This is a genomic window from Bradyrhizobium sp. SZCCHNR1093, from assembly GCF_032381175.1.
Lineage (GTDB): Bacteria > Pseudomonadota > Alphaproteobacteria > Rhizobiales > Xanthobacteraceae > Bradyrhizobium.
Genome location: NZ_JAUHJJ010000002.1, coordinates 213192 through 228601, shown reverse-complemented (window position 1 = coordinate 228601; position 15410 = coordinate 213192). Strand labels below are relative to the sequence as shown.

Sequence of the window (15410 nt, the reverse complement as noted above, 5' to 3'; positions counted from 1 at the left end):
AGCGCCCCTCGTCAGTGAAGCGGGATGCGGAGAAGAGACCATGGATTTCTGAAAATGCAAAGTCGAATATTTTTCGCTCCGCATCTGGACAGCCCGAATCAGCTTGATCGCGCGAGCGAATTTCGTCTTTGCGCGCGCCGCTGCGGACGCCCGACCTGCGCCGGAAGTTATCGATGGGGAAGCAAGCCTGCTCGTCGGCCAAATCAACCTCGCTGCGGCACAACGAATCCCACGCGACGCGCAACAGAGGGCCCAACGTGAAGCCGGTCTGCACTCCGACCCGCTGTCGTGCCGAACAAGCGAAGCCGGACGATGTGCAGGCATCGGCGCGTTCGCGCGACCCAGGACCGATACCACAGGACGTGGCGAGCCCAGATGCATCAACGCGTGTGCCTCGAATATGGCCCTGGGGTTATGGGTCCCGGCGTTCGCCGGGACGACACTGATTTTGTCGAACGAGCGTCCGGACACGACAACCAGCTCACAACGCCGCGAACGCAGCGCGCGACGGTGCGAGCGGCAACCAGTCCGGGATGCGGCGCTTGGCGAGCCAGTACGGTCGCCACAGCCTGCGCCAGGTGGCGAGATCGAGCGGGGCCTGGCGCCATTTGATCCTGCCCGTCTCGATCTGCGGCAGGTCGTGCAGGTGCAGCCACCGCCGTGCGATCCACCACAGCTCGCGCGGCGCGGCGGCATTCCCGGGGCCTTCGAGCTGGATGATGTTGAGCAACGGATCATGACAATGGAGCCCGGTCTCCAACGTCGCGACCCGCTCGCCATTGCGCCGTACGCTCCACAGCCGCGAGCGGTTATGGGCGATGTCGTCGTCATAGGTGCGGACGCAGTTGCGCATGGCGACCGCTTCCTCGACGATGGCCGGGACGTCATCGAGCGGCCTGAATTCATAATCACCCACGCGGCCCGGGTTGAGCCACATGTTGCGGATCGGCCGCTGACCGATGTTGAGGTGCAGCGTCGTGTTCGCTCGCCAGGCGAAGGCGGCTGTCCGTGCGGCGTCGAGCTTCATGGCCGGAGTCCACGGCCGTTCGATGAGCTCGCGGCCGAAGCAGCTGGGCTGTCCCGAGAACCAGATCCACAGACCGAGCAGATGCATGTGATCGCGCTTCGGCGCCCGCAGGTACTCGCGAGCGATCCAGACGGCTGCGGCCTCATGCGCCAGCGCCGCCATCTCCGCCACGAGCTGCAGCCAGGTCGGCATCAGCTTCGGCGAGCGCGGCAAATGGTTGCCGATCTGCCGCCGGAACAGCTCGCCGTTTGGCAATGGTGGGATCGGACGGACGAACGCCTCCGGTGGCAGCTTGCGCAGCCAGAGCGGCAGACCGGCCGCGGCCGCCGCCTCGGCCAGCGGACGCCCCGCGATCACGCACGCGATCGCCCGCTCCGGATCGACGTCCGGGCGCGGCACCGCCAGCGCGAACAGCAGCGCCGGAAAGCTGAGCGCGAGGTCGGCGAGATGAGGATGTCGCATCGCGCATGCGCGCACGCGGGATTGCAGACGAGACGAATAGCGCCGCAGCCGGCGTTCGCGCAGGTCGGAACGCTCCGGCTCCCGGCGGGGAGTCAGCAAGAGATTTGATGTCATGACACGACGGTTCAAGCGCAGGCCACGAGGGCCGCGGGCTTTTCGATGAGATGCGAAAGGGTCAAATCATGGCCGGGACAATCATCCCGGTCGGCCGCGTCAATGATCGCGCAGCGAGCCCGGGAAGCGCGTGAGTCTGGACATCGTCGCCTCCTGCGTTGAAGTTGGGATGCGCTGAACTAGCGTGTTTCTCGGCAGAGCGCAACCATGGCCGCCGCCTCCTCCCATCCCGATGCACACGGATCATCGTTGCGAAAGGTTGTCGGCGACCGGCACGCCGCCGTCGCGAGCCCCCCGAAACGACGAAGCGATCCAGGCCTTCCAGACAGATGATTCGACCTGGCCCTGGATTGCTTCGCTGCGCTCGCGACGACGTGGTGAGTGAGCAGCGACCTGGATCGTTGATACTGACTGCGCGGAGCGATGCACCAGCCCTAGCGCTTCCCCTTCGTCGTGTTCAGCGCCACCGCGGCGCGGATCAGCGCCATGAACGCAGCCTCATCGATCACGTCGCCTTCATGAAGGTCGATGGCGCGGCGGGTGTTGCCGTCGAGGCTGGCGTTGAAGAGGCCGGAAGGGTCCGGCAGCGATGCACCCTTGGCGAACGTCAGCTTCACCGCGGCCTTGTAGGTCTCGCCGGTGCAGACGATGCCGGCATGCGACCACACGGGAACGCCGCGCCACTTCCATTCCTCGACGATACCGGGGTCAGCCTGTTTGATGAGGCCGCGGACGTAGCTGAGCGTGGCGCCGCGCCAATCCCCGAGCTCCTTGATCCGGGCGTCGATCAGCTCCGACGGAGACTGGTTCCCCTCGCCGACGCTCGTAGCCTTCGTTGGTTTCGCCATGACGCTTGTTCCCATCCACCTGCTTGTCGTTTCACCTGCGTGTAGTCCGCGTCGTAGTTATACGACCATCTTGGCCTGCTCAAGTTTAGAGCAATATTGATAACTCCACGGCCAAGCGGCACAGTGCACCAACGAGGTGTCGTCCAACATCACCGAGGTGCAGCACGACGCCAGCGAAACCGGCTCGGCCTCGTCCCAGGTGCTGTCGGCGGCGCAGTCGCTGTCACAGGACAGCAACCGGCTGAAGCTGGAGGTGGGACGATTCTTGAACAAGGTGCGGGCGGCGCAAGAGCGAAATCGTTCGTCGTTGAACTCGTTCACTCGCGACAACGGCAGTGTGTTCCCTCTCCCGCTTGCGGGGGAGGGCTAGGGAGGGGGCCGCTCCAGCGGCGGTGTGCGTGGCGCCCCCTCTCCAACTCTCCCCCGCAAGCGGGGGAGAGGGCGCAGCGGAGCTTGGCGCGGGGTTGATCGGTTCACCCGGAAACGAAGCAGGCAGTTGCCGATCACCGGCCCAACTCAATAACACCTCGCCGCAGCGCGCCGTTGGAAACGAGGCAGCGCCGGTGCGGTGATCAGTTCGCCAACTCGCTGTGAACGCAATCCGGACGGCTGACCGCCCCCCTCACCGCTTCTCGATCACGAGGCTCTGCACCACGCGGCCGAAATAGCCCCTGACATCACCCAGCCGCGCCATCGCCAGCCCGGCGCCGTCCGGGCCGATCCAGCTTTCGGCGTCGAGCAGGATCCAGTCGCCGACCGGCTCGCGGGCCATGTTCACGGTGAGGTCGGCGTTGAGGAAGGTGTAGCTGTGGAAGTCGAGCGCAGCGGAGGTGCCGTTGCAGAAGTCGCTCGCGACCACGGCGCGCATCGCCTGCGACACGGCGTGACCTTCGACCAGCGGCCAGTCGACGCGGTACCAGATCGCGCCGGGTCCCTTGACGCCGAACCGGCCGCGCGCGGCTCGCAGGGTCATGCCGCGCACGAACGGGCTGGTCGAGAAATCCGCGGGCTCCGGCAGCGCATCGTCAGGACCGACCAGATCGACCGGCAGCTCGCGGACATCGTCCGGAAGCGGCACGGCATCCTGCCTGATCTTGAGCACCGTCGCCGTGACCACCACCGTATCGCCGGCGCGCAGCCGCACCGCGCAGAGCTGGATTTTGCGGCCCTCGCGCAGCACCTCGGTCTCGATGAGGAGCTCTGCGAGCGGCACCGGGCGCATCAGGTCGATGGTGACGCGGGCGATGCGCATCGGCGACGTCGTCGGAATGCGCTCGGCAGCCCACACGGCCAGCGCCGACGGCGCAGACCCGTGTTGCATCGTCGGATCCCACGGTCCCGCAGCATCGGAGCTGACGGCGACCCGATTGTCCGCGATGCGGAAGATCGGCCGCATCAGCGCGCGCCTCGCCACGTCTCAGCCGGCGCTGGCAAAGGCGCGGTCGGCGCCATTGGGCAGTTCGATGTCGACCTCGAGCGTCGAGACATGCTTTCCCCGATCCATGCGAACGATGACCTTGTCCGGATCGAGTACCACATGGCGCGAAACCACGGCGAGGATTTCCTCGCGCAGCTGCATCAGGAGATCGGGCTGTCCGCGCAGGCTGCGCTCATGCGCGAGCAGGATCTGCAGCCGCTCCCGCGCGACAGGCGCGGAGGCCGCACGCCCCGTAAAGAGCCGCAGCACGCTCATGCAGCCCTCCGTCCCAAGAGCAGGTTCATCAGGCCCTTGCGCTCGGTCGGGATCTGCATCTCGACCTCCTCGCCGAGGAGGCGGCGCATCGCATCGTGATAGGCGCGCGCGGGGGCGCTCGCGGGGCTGTTGAGCGTCACGGGACAGCCGACGTTGGAAGCGCGCAGCACGTCCTGGCTCTCCGGCACGATGCCGAGCAGCGGCGTCGCGAGAATCTCCAGCACGTCCTCGATCGACAGCATCTCGCCACGCGCGGCGCGGCCGGCATCATAGCGCGTGATGAGAATGTGCTTCTCGACGCGCTCGCCGTTCTCGGCGCGCACCGTCTTGGAATCGAGCATGCCGATGATGCGGTCGGAATCGCGCACCGACGACACCTCCGGATTGGTGACGATGACCGCCTCGTCGGCATAGCGCATCGCCAGCATGGCGCCGCGCTCGATGCCGGCCGGGCTGTCGCAGATCACCCAGTCGAACGTCTTGCGCAATTCGGCGATGACGCGGCCGACGCCGTCCTCGGTGAGCGCGTCCTTGTCCTTGGTCTGCGAGGCCGGCAGCAGCCACAGATTCTCCAGCCGCTTGTCGCGGATCAGGGCTTGCGGCAGCTTGGCGACGCCGTGCACGACGTTGATGAGATCGAACACGACGCGGCGCTCGGCGCCCATGACCAGATCGAGATTGCGCAGGCCGACGTCGAAATCGACGACGACGACCTTCTCGCCGGCCTGCGCCAGCGCCGCGCCCATCGCCGCCGTCGTGGTGGTCTTGCCGACGCCACCCTTGCCCGACGTCACTACGAGTACTTTCGACATGTCACGGATCCTCCTGCTACTCAGTTCAATGCAACGATCTTCATGGAATGACCTTCGAGCCGCGCCTGCACGGCCCGGCCGCGCAACGCGGCGTCGATCTGCTCGGCCGTCTGGTAGTAGCCGTCGATCGCGACCAGCTCGGCCTCGATCTTCTGGCAGTAGATGCGCGCCGCCGCGTTGCCGTTGATGCCGGCCATCGCGCGGCCGCGCAGCGCGCCGTAGACGTGGATCGAGCCGCCGGCGACGATCTCGGCGCCCGACGACACCGCGCCGAGCACGGTGACGTCGCCATCGGGAAACACGATCGACTGGCCCGAGCGCACGGGCTGGTCGAGCAAGAGCGAGGTCGGCTGCTGCAGCTGTGGCTTCTCCGGCTCGATCTCCTGCACGGCGCAATGACGGCCGCCGGACAACAAGGGGGGCATGCCGAGCGACAGCCGCCCCTGCTCGACGCCTTCGAGCCCGAGCACGCGGATGTTGCGCGACTCGATGCTCTTGATGAGATGGGTGATGGCGAGCGGGCTCAGATCCAGCGCTGAGAGATCGAGCACGATCGGCTTGCCGACGAAGAAGCCGGGCGAGCCCGCGAGCGTTGCATCGAGCTCGCTGAGCCAGTCGGCAATCGGCACCACCGGCGAAAACACGAAGGCTACGTAGGAGCGCCCGCGCAGACGAATAACAGGACGCACCGTTTCAGCGCTGGCACTCATGACCATCCGACCCAACCTTCTTAGTGATTGGTTAACTGTCGGCGCCAGATGGTTAACGGATGGTTAAATCGACGCTAAGCCGCTCAAAAATCGACAGCGGCCCGCCCGACATAGTTCGATGATGATCGAATCAAGGCGCAATCTTGGCATCAATGAGACGCAATTCATGAGCATCTGCGTCAAGACCTATCATGCCTCATTTTAATCACATCATGATGATAACTTTAACGTACATATAATTCGGAACCGACGACTTTAGGAGGTTCCGATCGATTGACACTCGTCAGGGGGCGGGGCATGGGATCGATAGAGGCGCCCAAGGCACGGCAAACGTGCCACGGCGCCTTGCAGGAAGGGACCGCTGGCGTGCGATCGTTGATCGACGCGAAACGTCTGATTCTGCGAGTGATTCCGTGTGGACTGAAGTGGCAGACCAGCTCCCGCTCTTCGTTTGAAACTAGCTCTCATACGAACCGTGGCAGAAGCGTATCAGTTTCCGGAATCGAGCGTCAGAGGAGTAGCGTATGAGTTCGTTGAGTGAACAGAATCCGATGAACCCGCAGGACCCGCTGCACTACGCACCGCGGTGGCTGCGCGAACGTCCGGAAGCCGCGCGTCTATCTCTCGTCGGTGACAATGCCAAGGCAGCGGAGGCGGCCGAGCGTCCCGCTTCGGGACAGCAAGGACCGCTCGATGCTCGCCTGGAGACCGCCGTGTTCGAATCCCTTCGTCAGTCGCTGAATCCGCAGGTCATGCGCGAGCCGCCGGATCTGGAGCGCGAGCGCGACCGCCGCTCGGTCGTGTTCAAGGTGGCCGGCCGCTTCGCCGCTGCAACCGGCGTCGCCGCCGTCGTCGCGCTGTTCTTCGTCAACATCGTGCCGGTGTGGCGCCAGCCCGACGCGAGCTCGTCCTTCGTCGCCGCCGTGCAGTCGATGAAGACGCTGCCGCCGGTCGCCGCCGACGTGCAGGACGCCAAGGCGGACCAGACCAGTGCGCTGCCGGAGCGGGTCGAGCCGCAGGCTCCCGCGCTGTCGCAGTTCAAGTCGCTGCTCGCGGACGCTCCGGCGCCGACGGCAGAGGCCGACACTCCCGAAAAGCCCATGCTGCAGCAGTTCATGCAGTGGAACCAGAAGACGGGTCAGATGGAGCGGGTTCGCTAAACCCTCTACACGACTGATCCGACTTCCAACACATCACAGGCGACGATGATCGACGTCCTACCGCAGAAAGCGGCAGCACGCCGTCCGCTGGCTCATGCCCGTGTGGCAGCCATCCTGCTCGCGTCCCTCGTGGCCGGCGAGGCCGTTGCTGCGCCCGGCGAGAATGTGAGCGTGGCGCGCCAGCTCGGCGGCCGCGTCGGCCCGATCATTGGCGCCGCGCTCGCGTGCCGCGACATCGCCCGGCCGCGCATCCAGGCCATCATCGAGAAATTCCAGCTCGTCATCCGCGAGGCCGCCTCCAGCGAGGCCGACCGTGACGAGCTGACGCGCCTGCTCGACCGCTACGTGGCCGAAGGCCGCAGCCTCGTCACGTCAGGCCGGATGGATTGCGGCGGCGCCGATCGGCAGCTTGCCGATCTCGAACGATCCATCGCCGCGCCGCCTCCGGCGCGCGCGAACCTGCCCGCCGTGAGCATCGGACCTGCGACCGCGCAGGCCGCGACCGTACCGGCGCAACTGCTGCCGCCGGCCGGCAACGTGCGCGGAGTGACGCAGAGCGAGATCAAGCTCGGCATGGTCATTCCCTACAGCGGACCGGTGAAGGAGAGCGGGCGGCTGCTCAAGATCGGCGTCGAGGCGGCGTTCAATCGCGCCAACGAGGCCGGCGGCGTCAACGGCCGCATGCTGAAGCTCGTCACCGCCGATGACGGTTACGATCCCGCGCGCACGCTGGATGCGATGAAGCTGCTCTACGAGAAGGAGCAGGTGTTCGGCTATATCAGCAATTTCGGCTCGGCCACCGCCGCGGTCGCCATCCCCTACGCGCTCGAGCGCCGCACGCTGTTCTTCGCGCCCTATACCGGCGCCAACGTCGTGCGCCACGATCCGCCCGACCGCTACGTCTTCAACTACCGGCCGAGCTATGCCGAGGAGACCGACGCACTGGTCCACTATCTCGTGAAGATGCGAAGGCTGCATCCGCGCCAGATCGTCGTGTTCGCGCAGAACGACGCGTTCGGCGACGCGGGCTTCGCCGGCGTGGCCAAGGCGTTCCGCACGCTCGGCGCCAGCGACAATTCGATCGTGCGGGTCAACTACCCGCGCAACACGGTCGAGGTCGACGACGCCATCAATCAGTTGAAGCTGCTGAAGATCCCGGTCAAGGCGGTGGTGATGCTGGCGACGACGCGCGCCGCGGCCAAATTCATCGAGAAGGCCCAAGGCGTATTTCCGGGCGTCATCTTCGCCAACATCTCCGCGGTCGCGGGCTCGGCGCTCGCCAGCGAGCTGATGCTGCTCGGACCGCGCTACGCCGAGGGCGTGATCGTCAGCCAGACCGTGCCCGGCGTCTCCGGCTATTCGAGCCTGGTGCTCGAATACAAGAACGCACTTGCGAAATACGCCCCGGGCGAGCCGGCCGACTACACCTCGCTCGAGGGCTACATCGCCGCGAGCATCCTGATCGAGGGACTGAAGCGCGCCGGTCCGAACTTCGATACCGAGCAACTGGTCGAAACGCTCGAGAACATGCGCAACATCGATCTCGGCCTCGGCACGCAGCTCGGCTTCGGCCGCGCCGAACACCAGGCTTCGCACAAGATCTGGGGCACAGCGCTGGACGACAGCGGCATCTATCAACCCGTCGAACTTGAATAGGATACCGCTAGAGGCAAGACAGCCTCAACTACCACGACAAAAGAGCGACAGTGAAACCCGACATTAATTCGAAATGCCACGAATAGTAGAACGAAGAGGGTTGGAAGCAAGCTGAGCAGGTGGAAGGTTCGATGGCCGTGCGTTGGTCCGCGTTGATCATCGGGAGTGTTTTAGCAGCTCCCTTGAGCCCCGCTTTGGCGGCGGCTCCCGACGTCGTCCGGGAGCTTGGCGGCCGGGTTGGGCCGATCGTGGGACAGGCGTCCGCCTGCCCGGATATCGCGCAGGGCCGGGTCCAGAGCATCGTCGACAAATTCCGCGAAGCCATCCGCCAGGCGACGAGCAATGACGGCGAGCGCGATCAGCTGACCCGCAGCTTCAATGGCTACATCGCCGAGGGCCGTAGTCGTACGGGCGCCTCACAGGCGACCTGCGCCGCCGCGGAGCGGCAACTGACGGAGCTCGAACGCTCGCTCGGCCAGCCGGCTGCGGCGACGGCCCCGATCACACCGGTCAAGGCCGAAGCGACGACTGGCGCCGTCACCACGGGCCCCGTGCGCGGCATCACCGACCGTGAGATCCGCTTCGGCATGGTCCTGCCGTTCTCCGGCATCCGCAAGGAGACCGGGCGTCAGATGCGCCAGGGCATCGAGGCCGCGTTCGCACGCACCAACGATGCCGGCGGCGTCAACGGGCGCATGCTCCGTCTCGTGGCGGCCGACGACGGCTACGATCCGAACCGCACGCTGGCGGCGATGACGCAACTCTACGACAAGGAGCAGGTGTTCGGCTTCATCGGCAACGTCGGCACCGCCAACTCGCAGGCGGCGATCCCCTATGCGCTGGAGCGGCGCACGCTGTTCTTTGCGCCGAACACCGGCGCAGCAGTGGTGCGACGCGATCCGCCGGATCGCTACGTCTTCAACTATCGGGCGAGCTACGCCGAGGAGACGGCCGCGCTGGTGCGCTACCTGATCAAGATGAAGCGCGTCTCGCCCAAGCAGATCGCCGTGTTCACCCAGCAGGACCCATTCGGCGACGACGGCTTTGCCGGTGTCGCGAAGGCCTACCGACAGTTGAACCTCGGCGAGGCCGTGACGCGCATCAACTATCCGCGCGCGACGATGGACGTGGAAGAGGCGGTCAATCAGGTCAAGGCGCACAAGCCGGGACTCAAGGCGGTCATCATGGTGGCGACCGATCGCGCCGCCGCGAAATTCATCGAGAAGACGCGCGACGCTGTGCCGGGCCTGATCTACGCCAACGTGTCCGCCGTCGGCTCGACCTCGCTCGCGACCGAGCTGAAGCTGCTCGGTCCGCGCTTCACCAACGGCGTCATCGTCACGCAGGGCGTGCCGGCGGTTTCGGGCTATTCGAGCCTCGTGCTCGACTACAAGAATGCCCTGGCCAAATACGCGCCCGGCGAGGCGCCGGACTACACGTCTCTCGAAGGCTATATCGCGGCGACGATTTTGATCCAGGCGCTGAAGCAGACCAGTCCGCTCGACACCGAGCGCCTGGTCGACACGCTCGAATCGATGCGCAGCCTCGATCTCGGCCTCGGCACGACGCTCGCATTTGGACGCGCGGAGCACCAGGCCTCACACAAGATCTGGGGCACCGCCCTCGACGAAACCGGCACGTATCAGGCAATCGAACTTGAGTAGAATTAGCTTCGAAGGGGAAGAACTGGTGAAGACGTTTCGTTAGCAGGTCCTAAAGTATGATCGGAAAAAGGCGTGTCGGGTTACCGAAATGGTCATGCTCTTAGGAAAGGCTGGTCTGTGCATGGTGACGGTATTATGTCTTCTCCGTCGCAGACACGGCGTCAATTCACCAGGCGGAAGACCTGGATGGGGTCCAAAGTGGGATAGTGGCAATGAACTTTCGTTGTAGCGTGTTCTTGGTTGCGGCATTGCTCGCAACGCCCGCCAGCGCGGCGGGCACCAATGCGGATGTGGTGCGTAATCTTGCGAGCCGGGTCGGGCCGATCGTGGGAGCAGCATCCGCCTGTCAGGCGATCGACCAGGGCCGCGTTCAGGCCATTGTCGACAAGTTTCGCGAGGTGATCCGGGAGGCCTCCACCGGCGGCTCGGATCGTGACGAGCTCACCCGCGTCTTCAACGGCTACGTCGCCGATGGACGCAACCGCGTGGGGGCGGCGCAGACCGACTGTAACGCCGCGGGCCGCCAGCTCGCCGAGCTCGAGCGCTCGCTCGGGCAAAGCGCACCGAGCCAGACCGCCACCAGCCTCGCCGGGGTGATCGCCCCGTCCGCGGCCGTGGCTGCGACGGCACCGACCGCGACGCTGCCGCCAGCGTCCACCACCAACGTGCAGGGCGTCAACGCCAACGAGATCCGCTTCGGCATCGCCGCTCCGTTCTCGGGCGCTGCCAAGGAGCTCGGCCGGCAGATGAAGATGGGCATCGAGGCCGCCTTCAACCGCGCCAACGACGCCGGCGGCATCGCCGGGCGCTCGCTGCGGCTCTATTCGGCCGACGACGGCTACGAGCCGTCGCGGACGCTGGACGCGATGAAGCAGCTCTACGAGAAGGACAAGGTGTTCGGCTTCGTCGGCAATGTCGGCACCCCGACCTCTGCCGTGGCGATGCCCTACGCCCTGCAGCGCCGTGTGCTGTTCTACGGCGCGTTCACCGGCGCCAACCTCCTGCGCAACGATCCGCCGGATCGCTACGTGTTCAACTATCGCGCCAGCTACGCCGAAGAGACCGACACCGTCGTTCGCTATCTGGTCAAGCTGCGCCGCCTGCCGGCCAAGGACATCGCCGTGTTCGCGCAGCAGGACGCCTATGGTGATGCCGGCTTCTCCGGTGTGGCCAAGGCCTTCCGCTCGCTCGGCCTTGCCGACACGGCCATCTTGCGCCTCAACTACAAGCGCAACACGGTCGACGTCGACGACGCGGTCAACCAGCTGCGGGCATTGAAGAACCCGCCCAAGGCGATCGTCATGGTCGCAACCTATCGCGCAGCCGCGAAGTTCATCGAGAAGACGCGCGATCTGTTCCCGCACATGATCTACACCAACGTCTCCTTCGTCGGCTCGACCGAACTCTCGGACGAGCTGATGCTGCTCGGTCCGCGCTATGCCAGCGGCGTCATCGTCACCCAGGTGGTGCCGGCCGTCGGCGGCTATTCGAGCGCCGTGCTCGAGTACAAGAGCGCGCTCGAGAAGTACTTCCCGGGCGAGGCACCGTCCTACGTGTCGTTCGAAGGCTACGTCTCGGCCAACGTGCTGGTCCAGGCGCTGCGCCGGGTCGGCCCGCAGCTCGACACCGAGGCGCTGATCGACACGCTGGAAAACATGCGTGACATCGATCTCGGTCTTGGCGCCAAGCTCGGCTTCGGCCGCGCCGAGCACCAGGCCTCGCACAAGATCTGGGGCACGGCGCTCGACGAGCGCGGCAAGTTCCAGGCGATCGAGCTGGAATAGCCCGTCCGCTTGTTGCGGCCGCAACAAAAAAGCGCGACAGCCCTGGCTGCCGCGCTTTTCTTTTGTCCGTCGCGGAGCCGCTTAGAGCGGCGGATCGATTGCTTCGTCATATTCCTTCTTGAAGCGCGCGATCAGCTCGGCGGCGGGCAGCACGTCCTTGATGGCGCCGATGCCCTGCCCTGATCCCCAGATCTCCTTCCACGCCTTCGGCTTGGCGCGCTCGCCCGAAGCATCGGTGCCAAAGCTCATCTTCGACGGATCAGAGGTCGGGAGATTGTCCGGATCGAGGCCGGCTGCGACGATCGACGGCTTCAGGTAGTTGCCGTGCACGCCGGTGAACAGGTTCGAATAGACGATGTCGTCGGCGCCCGAGCTGGTGATCATCTGCTTGTAGCCTTCGACCGCATTCGCCTCCTTGGTGGCGATGAAGGCCGAGCCGATATAGGCGAAGTCGGCGCCGAGCACGCGCGCGGCACGGATGGCGCGGCCGTTCCCGATCGCGCCCGACAGAGCGATCGGGCCATCGAACCAGCTCCGCGTCTCCGCCACGAAGGCAAACGGCGAGATCGTGCCGGCATGTCCACCGGCGCCCGCCGCGACCAGGATCAAGCCGTCGGCGCCCTTCTCGATCGCCTTGTGCGCGAAGGTCTGGTTGATGACGTCGTGGAAGACGATGCCGCCCCAGCCATGCGCCGCCCGGTTCAGCTCCTCGCGCGCGCCGAGCGAGGTGATCATCATCGGCACCTTGTACTTCTCGCACAGCGCGAGATCCTGATCGAGCCGGTTGTTGGAGCGATGCACGATCTGGTTGACGGCGAACGGCGCCGACGGGCGTTCCGGATGCGCGCGATCATAGGCGGCGAGCTCCTCGGTGATGCGCGCCAACCATTCGTCGAGCAGCGCGGCCGGCCGCGCGTTGAGCGCCGGAAACGAACCGACCACGCCGGCCTTGCACTGCGCGATCACCAGGTCGGGCACGGAGATGATGAACAGCGGCGAGCCGATCACCGGGATCGACAGGCGGCCCTTGAACAAGGCGGGCATGGACATGGATGGGAATTCCTCTTCGTGAAATGCGGAAACGCTCGTGATCGCGAGCATGCCCGACATCATGCCGTGATGGCAATTCGCTCGCAGAGGGACCGGAAAAGCCCGATCAGGGTCTTGCGTTGAGGCGCTGGCGTGCCGGCGTCATTGGCAGAGCGCCGAGGTCACGTAGGTGTCGGTGCGGCAATCGCCCGGCTTGCGCTGGCGACCGGGGATCAGCACCCTCGCCGAGCAGGTCTCCGCGGAATCGGTGTTGAGGCTCTTGCCTTCCTTGTAACCCTTGCCCTGGCACAGCCGGTCGGCGCCGAGCTTGCAATCCGGCGTGGCGTTGGCGGCGATCGGGCAGACCGAGCGGCCGGAGATCATGGTCGAGGGCTTGGTGAGCCGCGAGAGCGTGTCACTGGTCTCCTTCAGCACACTCGGTGCGGCGTCGCCGCCGTTCGGGGCAGCCGGCCGGTCGGCTTGCCGCGGCGGGCCTGCGGGGGCGCCGGCCATCTCGCCTTCGTTCGCGGGCGGCTCCGGCGTGGCCTCCGGACGCTTCAGCGGAATGATCGCCATCTTCTCGAACAGCTTGCCGAGCTCCTCCACCAGACCCGGATTGGAGGACGGCGGCGCAGGCTGGACGGCAGGCACCTGCTGCGGCGGCTGTTGCGGCGCTTCTCGCAGCCCCAAGGAAGGCGTCGTTTGCGCCCATGCCGCGGCGGCGGAGAGAACCGAGACGACGACGAGCAGCGCCGCCCCTGCCCCCGGCCCCGGGCGCAGCGGCCGCATCAGATCAGCTTCACGGCGACGACGAAGCCGGCCACCAGCACGGCCGCGCCGATCGCCACCCACAGGCCGAGATGCTTCTCGATGCGCACCCTGATCCATTCGCCATAGCGGTTGAGCAATATCGCGGCGATGAAGAAGCGGCCGCCGCGCGCGATGATCGAGCAGACGATGAACAGAAACAGATTATAGCCGGCGAAGCCCGACGTGATCGTGACCAGCTTGTAGGGGATCGGCGTCAATCCCTTCACCAGGATGATGACGGCGCCCCACTCGGCATAGGAGGCACGGAACGCCTCGACCTTGTCGCCGAGGCCGTAGAGCTGGATCAGCCAATGGCCGAGCGAGTCGTAGAGCAGCGCGCCGATGGCGTAGCCGACCAAGCCGCCCGCCACCGACGCCGCGGTGCAGACGCCGGCGAACAGCCAGGCCCGCTGCGGCTTCGCCAGCGACATCGGGATCAGCATCACATCCGGCGGCACCGGAAAGAACGAGCTTTCAGCGAAGGCAACCGCGGCCATGATCCACATGGCATGCGGCTTGTGGGCGGCGTCGATACACCAGTCGTAGATCCGTCTGAGCATGCTGGCGATGAAGCAAACCGGGCAGGATTTGTCCATGGCCCATATGCCGGTCCGAATCGGACCGCCACACTAGTGCCGCTTGCGGATGGTCCGGCTTTCGGCCGCGACGATCGGTCGCCCCGCCACCCGTCCGGGCGCGGCCTTGGCGACCTTCACCGGCGATTTCGGCAGCTTCTCGGCGATGCCGAGCATCAGCTCGCGCCGTTCCATCTCGCGCCAGACGTCCTCGGGCTGGACATCGAGCTCGGCCCATAGCACGGCCAGATTGTAGATCAGGTCGGCGCTTTCGCGCACCACGGCCTGGGCGTCGCCGCCGACGGCATCGATCGCAACCTCGATGGCCTCTTCGGCGAGCTTTTTGGCCATCTTGGCCGTGCCCTGCTGCATCAGCTTGGCCGTGCGCGATCGCGCGGGATCGAGATCCCTGGCCGCCAGGACAGCGCGATAGAGCCGCTCGATCGAATCAGTCATCCCGCCACAATAGTTAAATTCGATGGTCCGCATATTAACGTTCGCGGCGGGCAAGAAAAAATCCGCCGGCGCGGGGCCGGCGGATCGTCTATTCGATCTCACATCACCAATGCGGGTGATGATAATAGCCGCCACCGTAATAGGGGCCGCCGCCGTAATACTGATAGCGCGGTCCGTAGCCGTAATAGGCCGGCCGGCCATAGTAATAGTTGTCCTCGTAGTAGGAACGGCGGTTCTGTGTCGCCGCGATGGCAAGTCCGGTGCCGACGATGCCGGCGAACGCCGCCGCAGCCGCCGCGCCGCCGTTGCCGCGATAGTGGCGCCGGCGCGCGCTGACATCGGTCACGCCGCCATCATTGGCCGCCTTGGCGACGACGCCCTTCTCGGCCGGCGCGGAGCCGGCAAAGGCGAGTGTCGGCTGCACGGCCGTCAAAGTCACCGCGGCCACCGTCGCCAGGACGGTAGCACGGCCAAAGCGTGAAAAACTTCCGCACTGTGCGATCATGTGGATCCTCCGTACAATCTCATCTCGCGTACCAACTCGCGAACTGCGTCCACAGTTCCCCTCGCGAAACCCGAAGTCGAAGCCGCAAATCGCCGCAGGCCTTAC

At 65.8% G+C, this 15410-nt stretch carries 15 protein-coding genes and 1 pseudogene; 5 read left to right on the top strand and 11 right to left on the bottom strand.

Going from position 1 to position 15410, the window contains the following annotated elements; all coding sequences use genetic code 11:
• Nucleotides 1-481: 481 nt before the first annotated feature.
• Both QX070_RS06730 and QX070_RS06725 read right to left on the bottom strand, forming a co-directional pair.
• Nucleotides 482-1489, bottom strand: coding sequence for a hypothetical protein (locus tag QX070_RS06730; RefSeq protein ID WP_315736143.1), 1008 nt, complete (start codon nucleotides 1487-1489; stop codon nucleotides 482-484).
• A 548-nt stretch (nucleotides 1490-2037) separates the two neighbouring features.
• Nucleotides 2038-2451: a DUF1801 domain-containing protein gene (locus tag QX070_RS06725; RefSeq protein ID WP_315736142.1), complete on the bottom strand. Its 414-nt coding sequence runs from the start codon at nucleotides 2449-2451 to the stop codon at nucleotides 2038-2040.
• Nucleotides 2452-2563: 112 nt separating this feature from the next.
• Here QX070_RS06725 and QX070_RS06720 point away from each other — a divergent pair.
• Nucleotides 2564-2737 (top strand): annotated as a pseudogene (locus tag QX070_RS06720) (methyl-accepting chemotaxis protein); the annotation flags it as partial.
• Between the two features lie 336 nt (nucleotides 2738-3073).
• Here the strand turns inward: QX070_RS06720 and QX070_RS06715 are convergent.
• The 4 genes from QX070_RS06715 to minC are packed head-to-tail and all read right to left on the bottom strand — an operon-like array spanning nucleotide 3074 to nucleotide 5672.
• Entirely contained in the window at nucleotides 3074-3847 is a 774-nt protein-coding gene (locus QX070_RS06715; RefSeq protein ID WP_315736141.1) for a thioesterase family protein, read from the bottom strand.
• Nucleotides 3848-3868: 21 nt separating this feature from the next.
• Nucleotides 3869-4144 (bottom strand): cell division topological specificity factor MinE, encoded by a 276-nt coding sequence (gene minE / locus QX070_RS06710; RefSeq protein ID WP_315716282.1) that lies wholly within the window; start codon nucleotides 4142-4144, stop codon nucleotides 3869-3871.
• Nucleotides 4141-4956 (bottom strand): septum site-determining protein MinD, encoded by an 816-nt coding sequence (minD, locus tag QX070_RS06705; RefSeq protein WP_315736140.1) that lies wholly within the window; start codon nucleotides 4954-4956, stop codon nucleotides 4141-4143. Before minD ends, minE begins: the two co-directional genes overlap by 4 nt.
• Nucleotides 4957-4976: 20 nt before the next feature.
• Nucleotides 4977-5672 carry a septum site-determining protein MinC gene (minC, locus tag QX070_RS06700; RefSeq protein ID WP_315736139.1) on the bottom strand — a complete coding sequence of 232 codons (696 nt, stop codon included), beginning with the start codon at nucleotides 5670-5672 and terminating at the stop codon, nucleotides 4977-4979.
• A gap of 518 nt (nucleotides 5673-6190) precedes the next feature.
• Here minC and QX070_RS06695 point away from each other — a divergent pair.
• The 4 genes from QX070_RS06695 to QX070_RS06680 all read left to right on the top strand — a co-directional run bounded on the left by QX070_RS06695 (nucleotide 6191) and on the right by QX070_RS06680 (nucleotide 11930).
• The gene (locus tag QX070_RS06695; protein ID WP_315736138.1) at nucleotides 6191-6826 is read left to right on the top strand and encodes a hypothetical protein; all 636 of its coding nucleotides are present in this window, start codon (nucleotides 6191-6193) and stop codon (nucleotides 6824-6826) included.
• A gap of 45 nt (nucleotides 6827-6871) precedes the next feature.
• Nucleotides 6872-8482 (top strand): ABC transporter substrate-binding protein, encoded by a 1611-nt coding sequence (locus tag QX070_RS06690; protein ID WP_315736137.1) that lies wholly within the window; start codon nucleotides 6872-6874, stop codon nucleotides 8480-8482.
• Between the two features lie 131 nt (nucleotides 8483-8613).
• A complete protein-coding gene (locus QX070_RS06685) occupies nucleotides 8614-10146 on the top strand; it encodes an ABC transporter substrate-binding protein (RefSeq protein WP_315736136.1) in 1533 nt (510 codons plus the stop codon).
• Nucleotides 10147-10358: 212 nt separating this feature from the next.
• Nucleotides 10359-11930 (top strand): ABC transporter substrate-binding protein, encoded by a 1572-nt coding sequence (locus QX070_RS06680; RefSeq protein ID WP_315736135.1) that lies wholly within the window; start codon nucleotides 10359-10361, stop codon nucleotides 11928-11930.
• Nucleotides 11931-12011: 81 nt separating this feature from the next.
• Here QX070_RS06680 and QX070_RS06675 read toward each other — a convergent pair whose 3' ends face one another.
• From QX070_RS06675 to QX070_RS06655, 5 genes are all read right to left on the bottom strand, one after another.
• Nucleotides 12012-12980 carry a nitronate monooxygenase family protein gene (locus QX070_RS06675; protein WP_315736134.1) on the bottom strand — a complete coding sequence of 323 codons (969 nt, stop codon included), beginning with the start codon at nucleotides 12978-12980 and terminating at the stop codon, nucleotides 12012-12014.
• 141 nt (nucleotides 12981-13121) lie between these two features.
• A complete protein-coding gene (locus QX070_RS06670) occupies nucleotides 13122-13748 on the bottom strand; it encodes a hypothetical protein (protein WP_315736133.1) in 627 nt (208 codons plus the stop codon).
• The gene (locus QX070_RS06665) at nucleotides 13748-14329 is read right to left on the bottom strand and encodes a YqaA family protein (protein WP_315737020.1); all 582 of its coding nucleotides are present in this window, start codon (nucleotides 14327-14329) and stop codon (nucleotides 13748-13750) included. The genes QX070_RS06670 and QX070_RS06665 overlap by 1 nt, the downstream gene beginning before the upstream one ends.
• 69 nt (nucleotides 14330-14398) lie before the next feature.
• Nucleotides 14399-14800 carry a phosphoribosyl-ATP diphosphatase gene (hisE, locus tag QX070_RS06660; protein WP_315736132.1) on the bottom strand — a complete coding sequence of 134 codons (402 nt, stop codon included), beginning with the start codon at nucleotides 14798-14800 and terminating at the stop codon, nucleotides 14399-14401.
• A gap of 103 nt (nucleotides 14801-14903) precedes the next feature.
• On the bottom strand, nucleotides 14904-15305 hold the full coding sequence (locus QX070_RS06655; protein WP_315736131.1) for a hypothetical protein: 402 nt from the start codon (nucleotides 15303-15305) through the stop codon (nucleotides 14904-14906).
• Nucleotides 15306-15410 lie beyond the last annotated feature (105 nt).

Coding starts and splice junctions, on each gene's coding strand:
- minE (WP_315716282.1), bottom strand. CDS start 4,144: ATGAGCGTGCTGCGGCTCTTTACGGGGCGTGCGGCCTCCGCGCCTGTC.
- QX070_RS06715 (WP_315736141.1), bottom strand. CDS start 3,847: ATGCGGCCGATCTTCCGCATCGCGGACAATCGGGTCGCCGTCAGCTCC.
- QX070_RS06670 (WP_315736133.1), bottom strand. CDS start 13,748: ATGCGGCCGCTGCGCCCGGGGCCGGGGGCAGGGGCGGCGCTGCTCGTC.
- QX070_RS06685 (WP_315736136.1), top strand. CDS start 8,614: ATGGCCGTGCGTTGGTCCGCGTTGATCATCGGGAGTGTTTTAGCAGCT.
- QX070_RS06655 (WP_315736131.1), bottom strand. CDS start 15,305: ATGATCGCACAGTGCGGAAGTTTTTCACGCTTTGGCCGTGCTACCGTC.
- QX070_RS06675 (WP_315736134.1), bottom strand. CDS start 12,980: ATGTCCATGCCCGCCTTGTTCAAGGGCCGCCTGTCGATCCCGGTGATC.
- hisE (WP_315736132.1), bottom strand. CDS start 14,800: ATGACTGATTCGATCGAGCGGCTCTATCGCGCTGTCCTGGCGGCCAGG.
- QX070_RS06680 (WP_315736135.1), top strand. CDS start 10,359: ATGAACTTTCGTTGTAGCGTGTTCTTGGTTGCGGCATTGCTCGCAACG.
- QX070_RS06695 (WP_315736138.1), top strand. CDS start 6,191: ATGAGTTCGTTGAGTGAACAGAATCCGATGAACCCGCAGGACCCGCTG.
- QX070_RS06665 (WP_315737020.1), bottom strand. CDS start 14,329: ATGCTCAGACGGATCTACGACTGGTGTATCGACGCCGCCCACAAGCCG.
- QX070_RS06730 (WP_315736143.1), bottom strand. CDS start 1,489: ATGCGACATCCTCATCTCGCCGACCTCGCGCTCAGCTTTCCGGCGCTG.
- minD (WP_315736140.1), bottom strand. CDS start 4,956: ATGTCGAAAGTACTCGTAGTGACGTCGGGCAAGGGTGGCGTCGGCAAG.
- minC (WP_315736139.1), bottom strand. CDS start 5,672: ATGGTCATGAGTGCCAGCGCTGAAACGGTGCGTCCTGTTATTCGTCTG.
- QX070_RS06690 (WP_315736137.1), top strand. CDS start 6,872: ATGATCGACGTCCTACCGCAGAAAGCGGCAGCACGCCGTCCGCTGGCT.
- QX070_RS06725 (WP_315736142.1), bottom strand. CDS start 2,451: ATGGCGAAACCAACGAAGGCTACGAGCGTCGGCGAGGGGAACCAGTCT.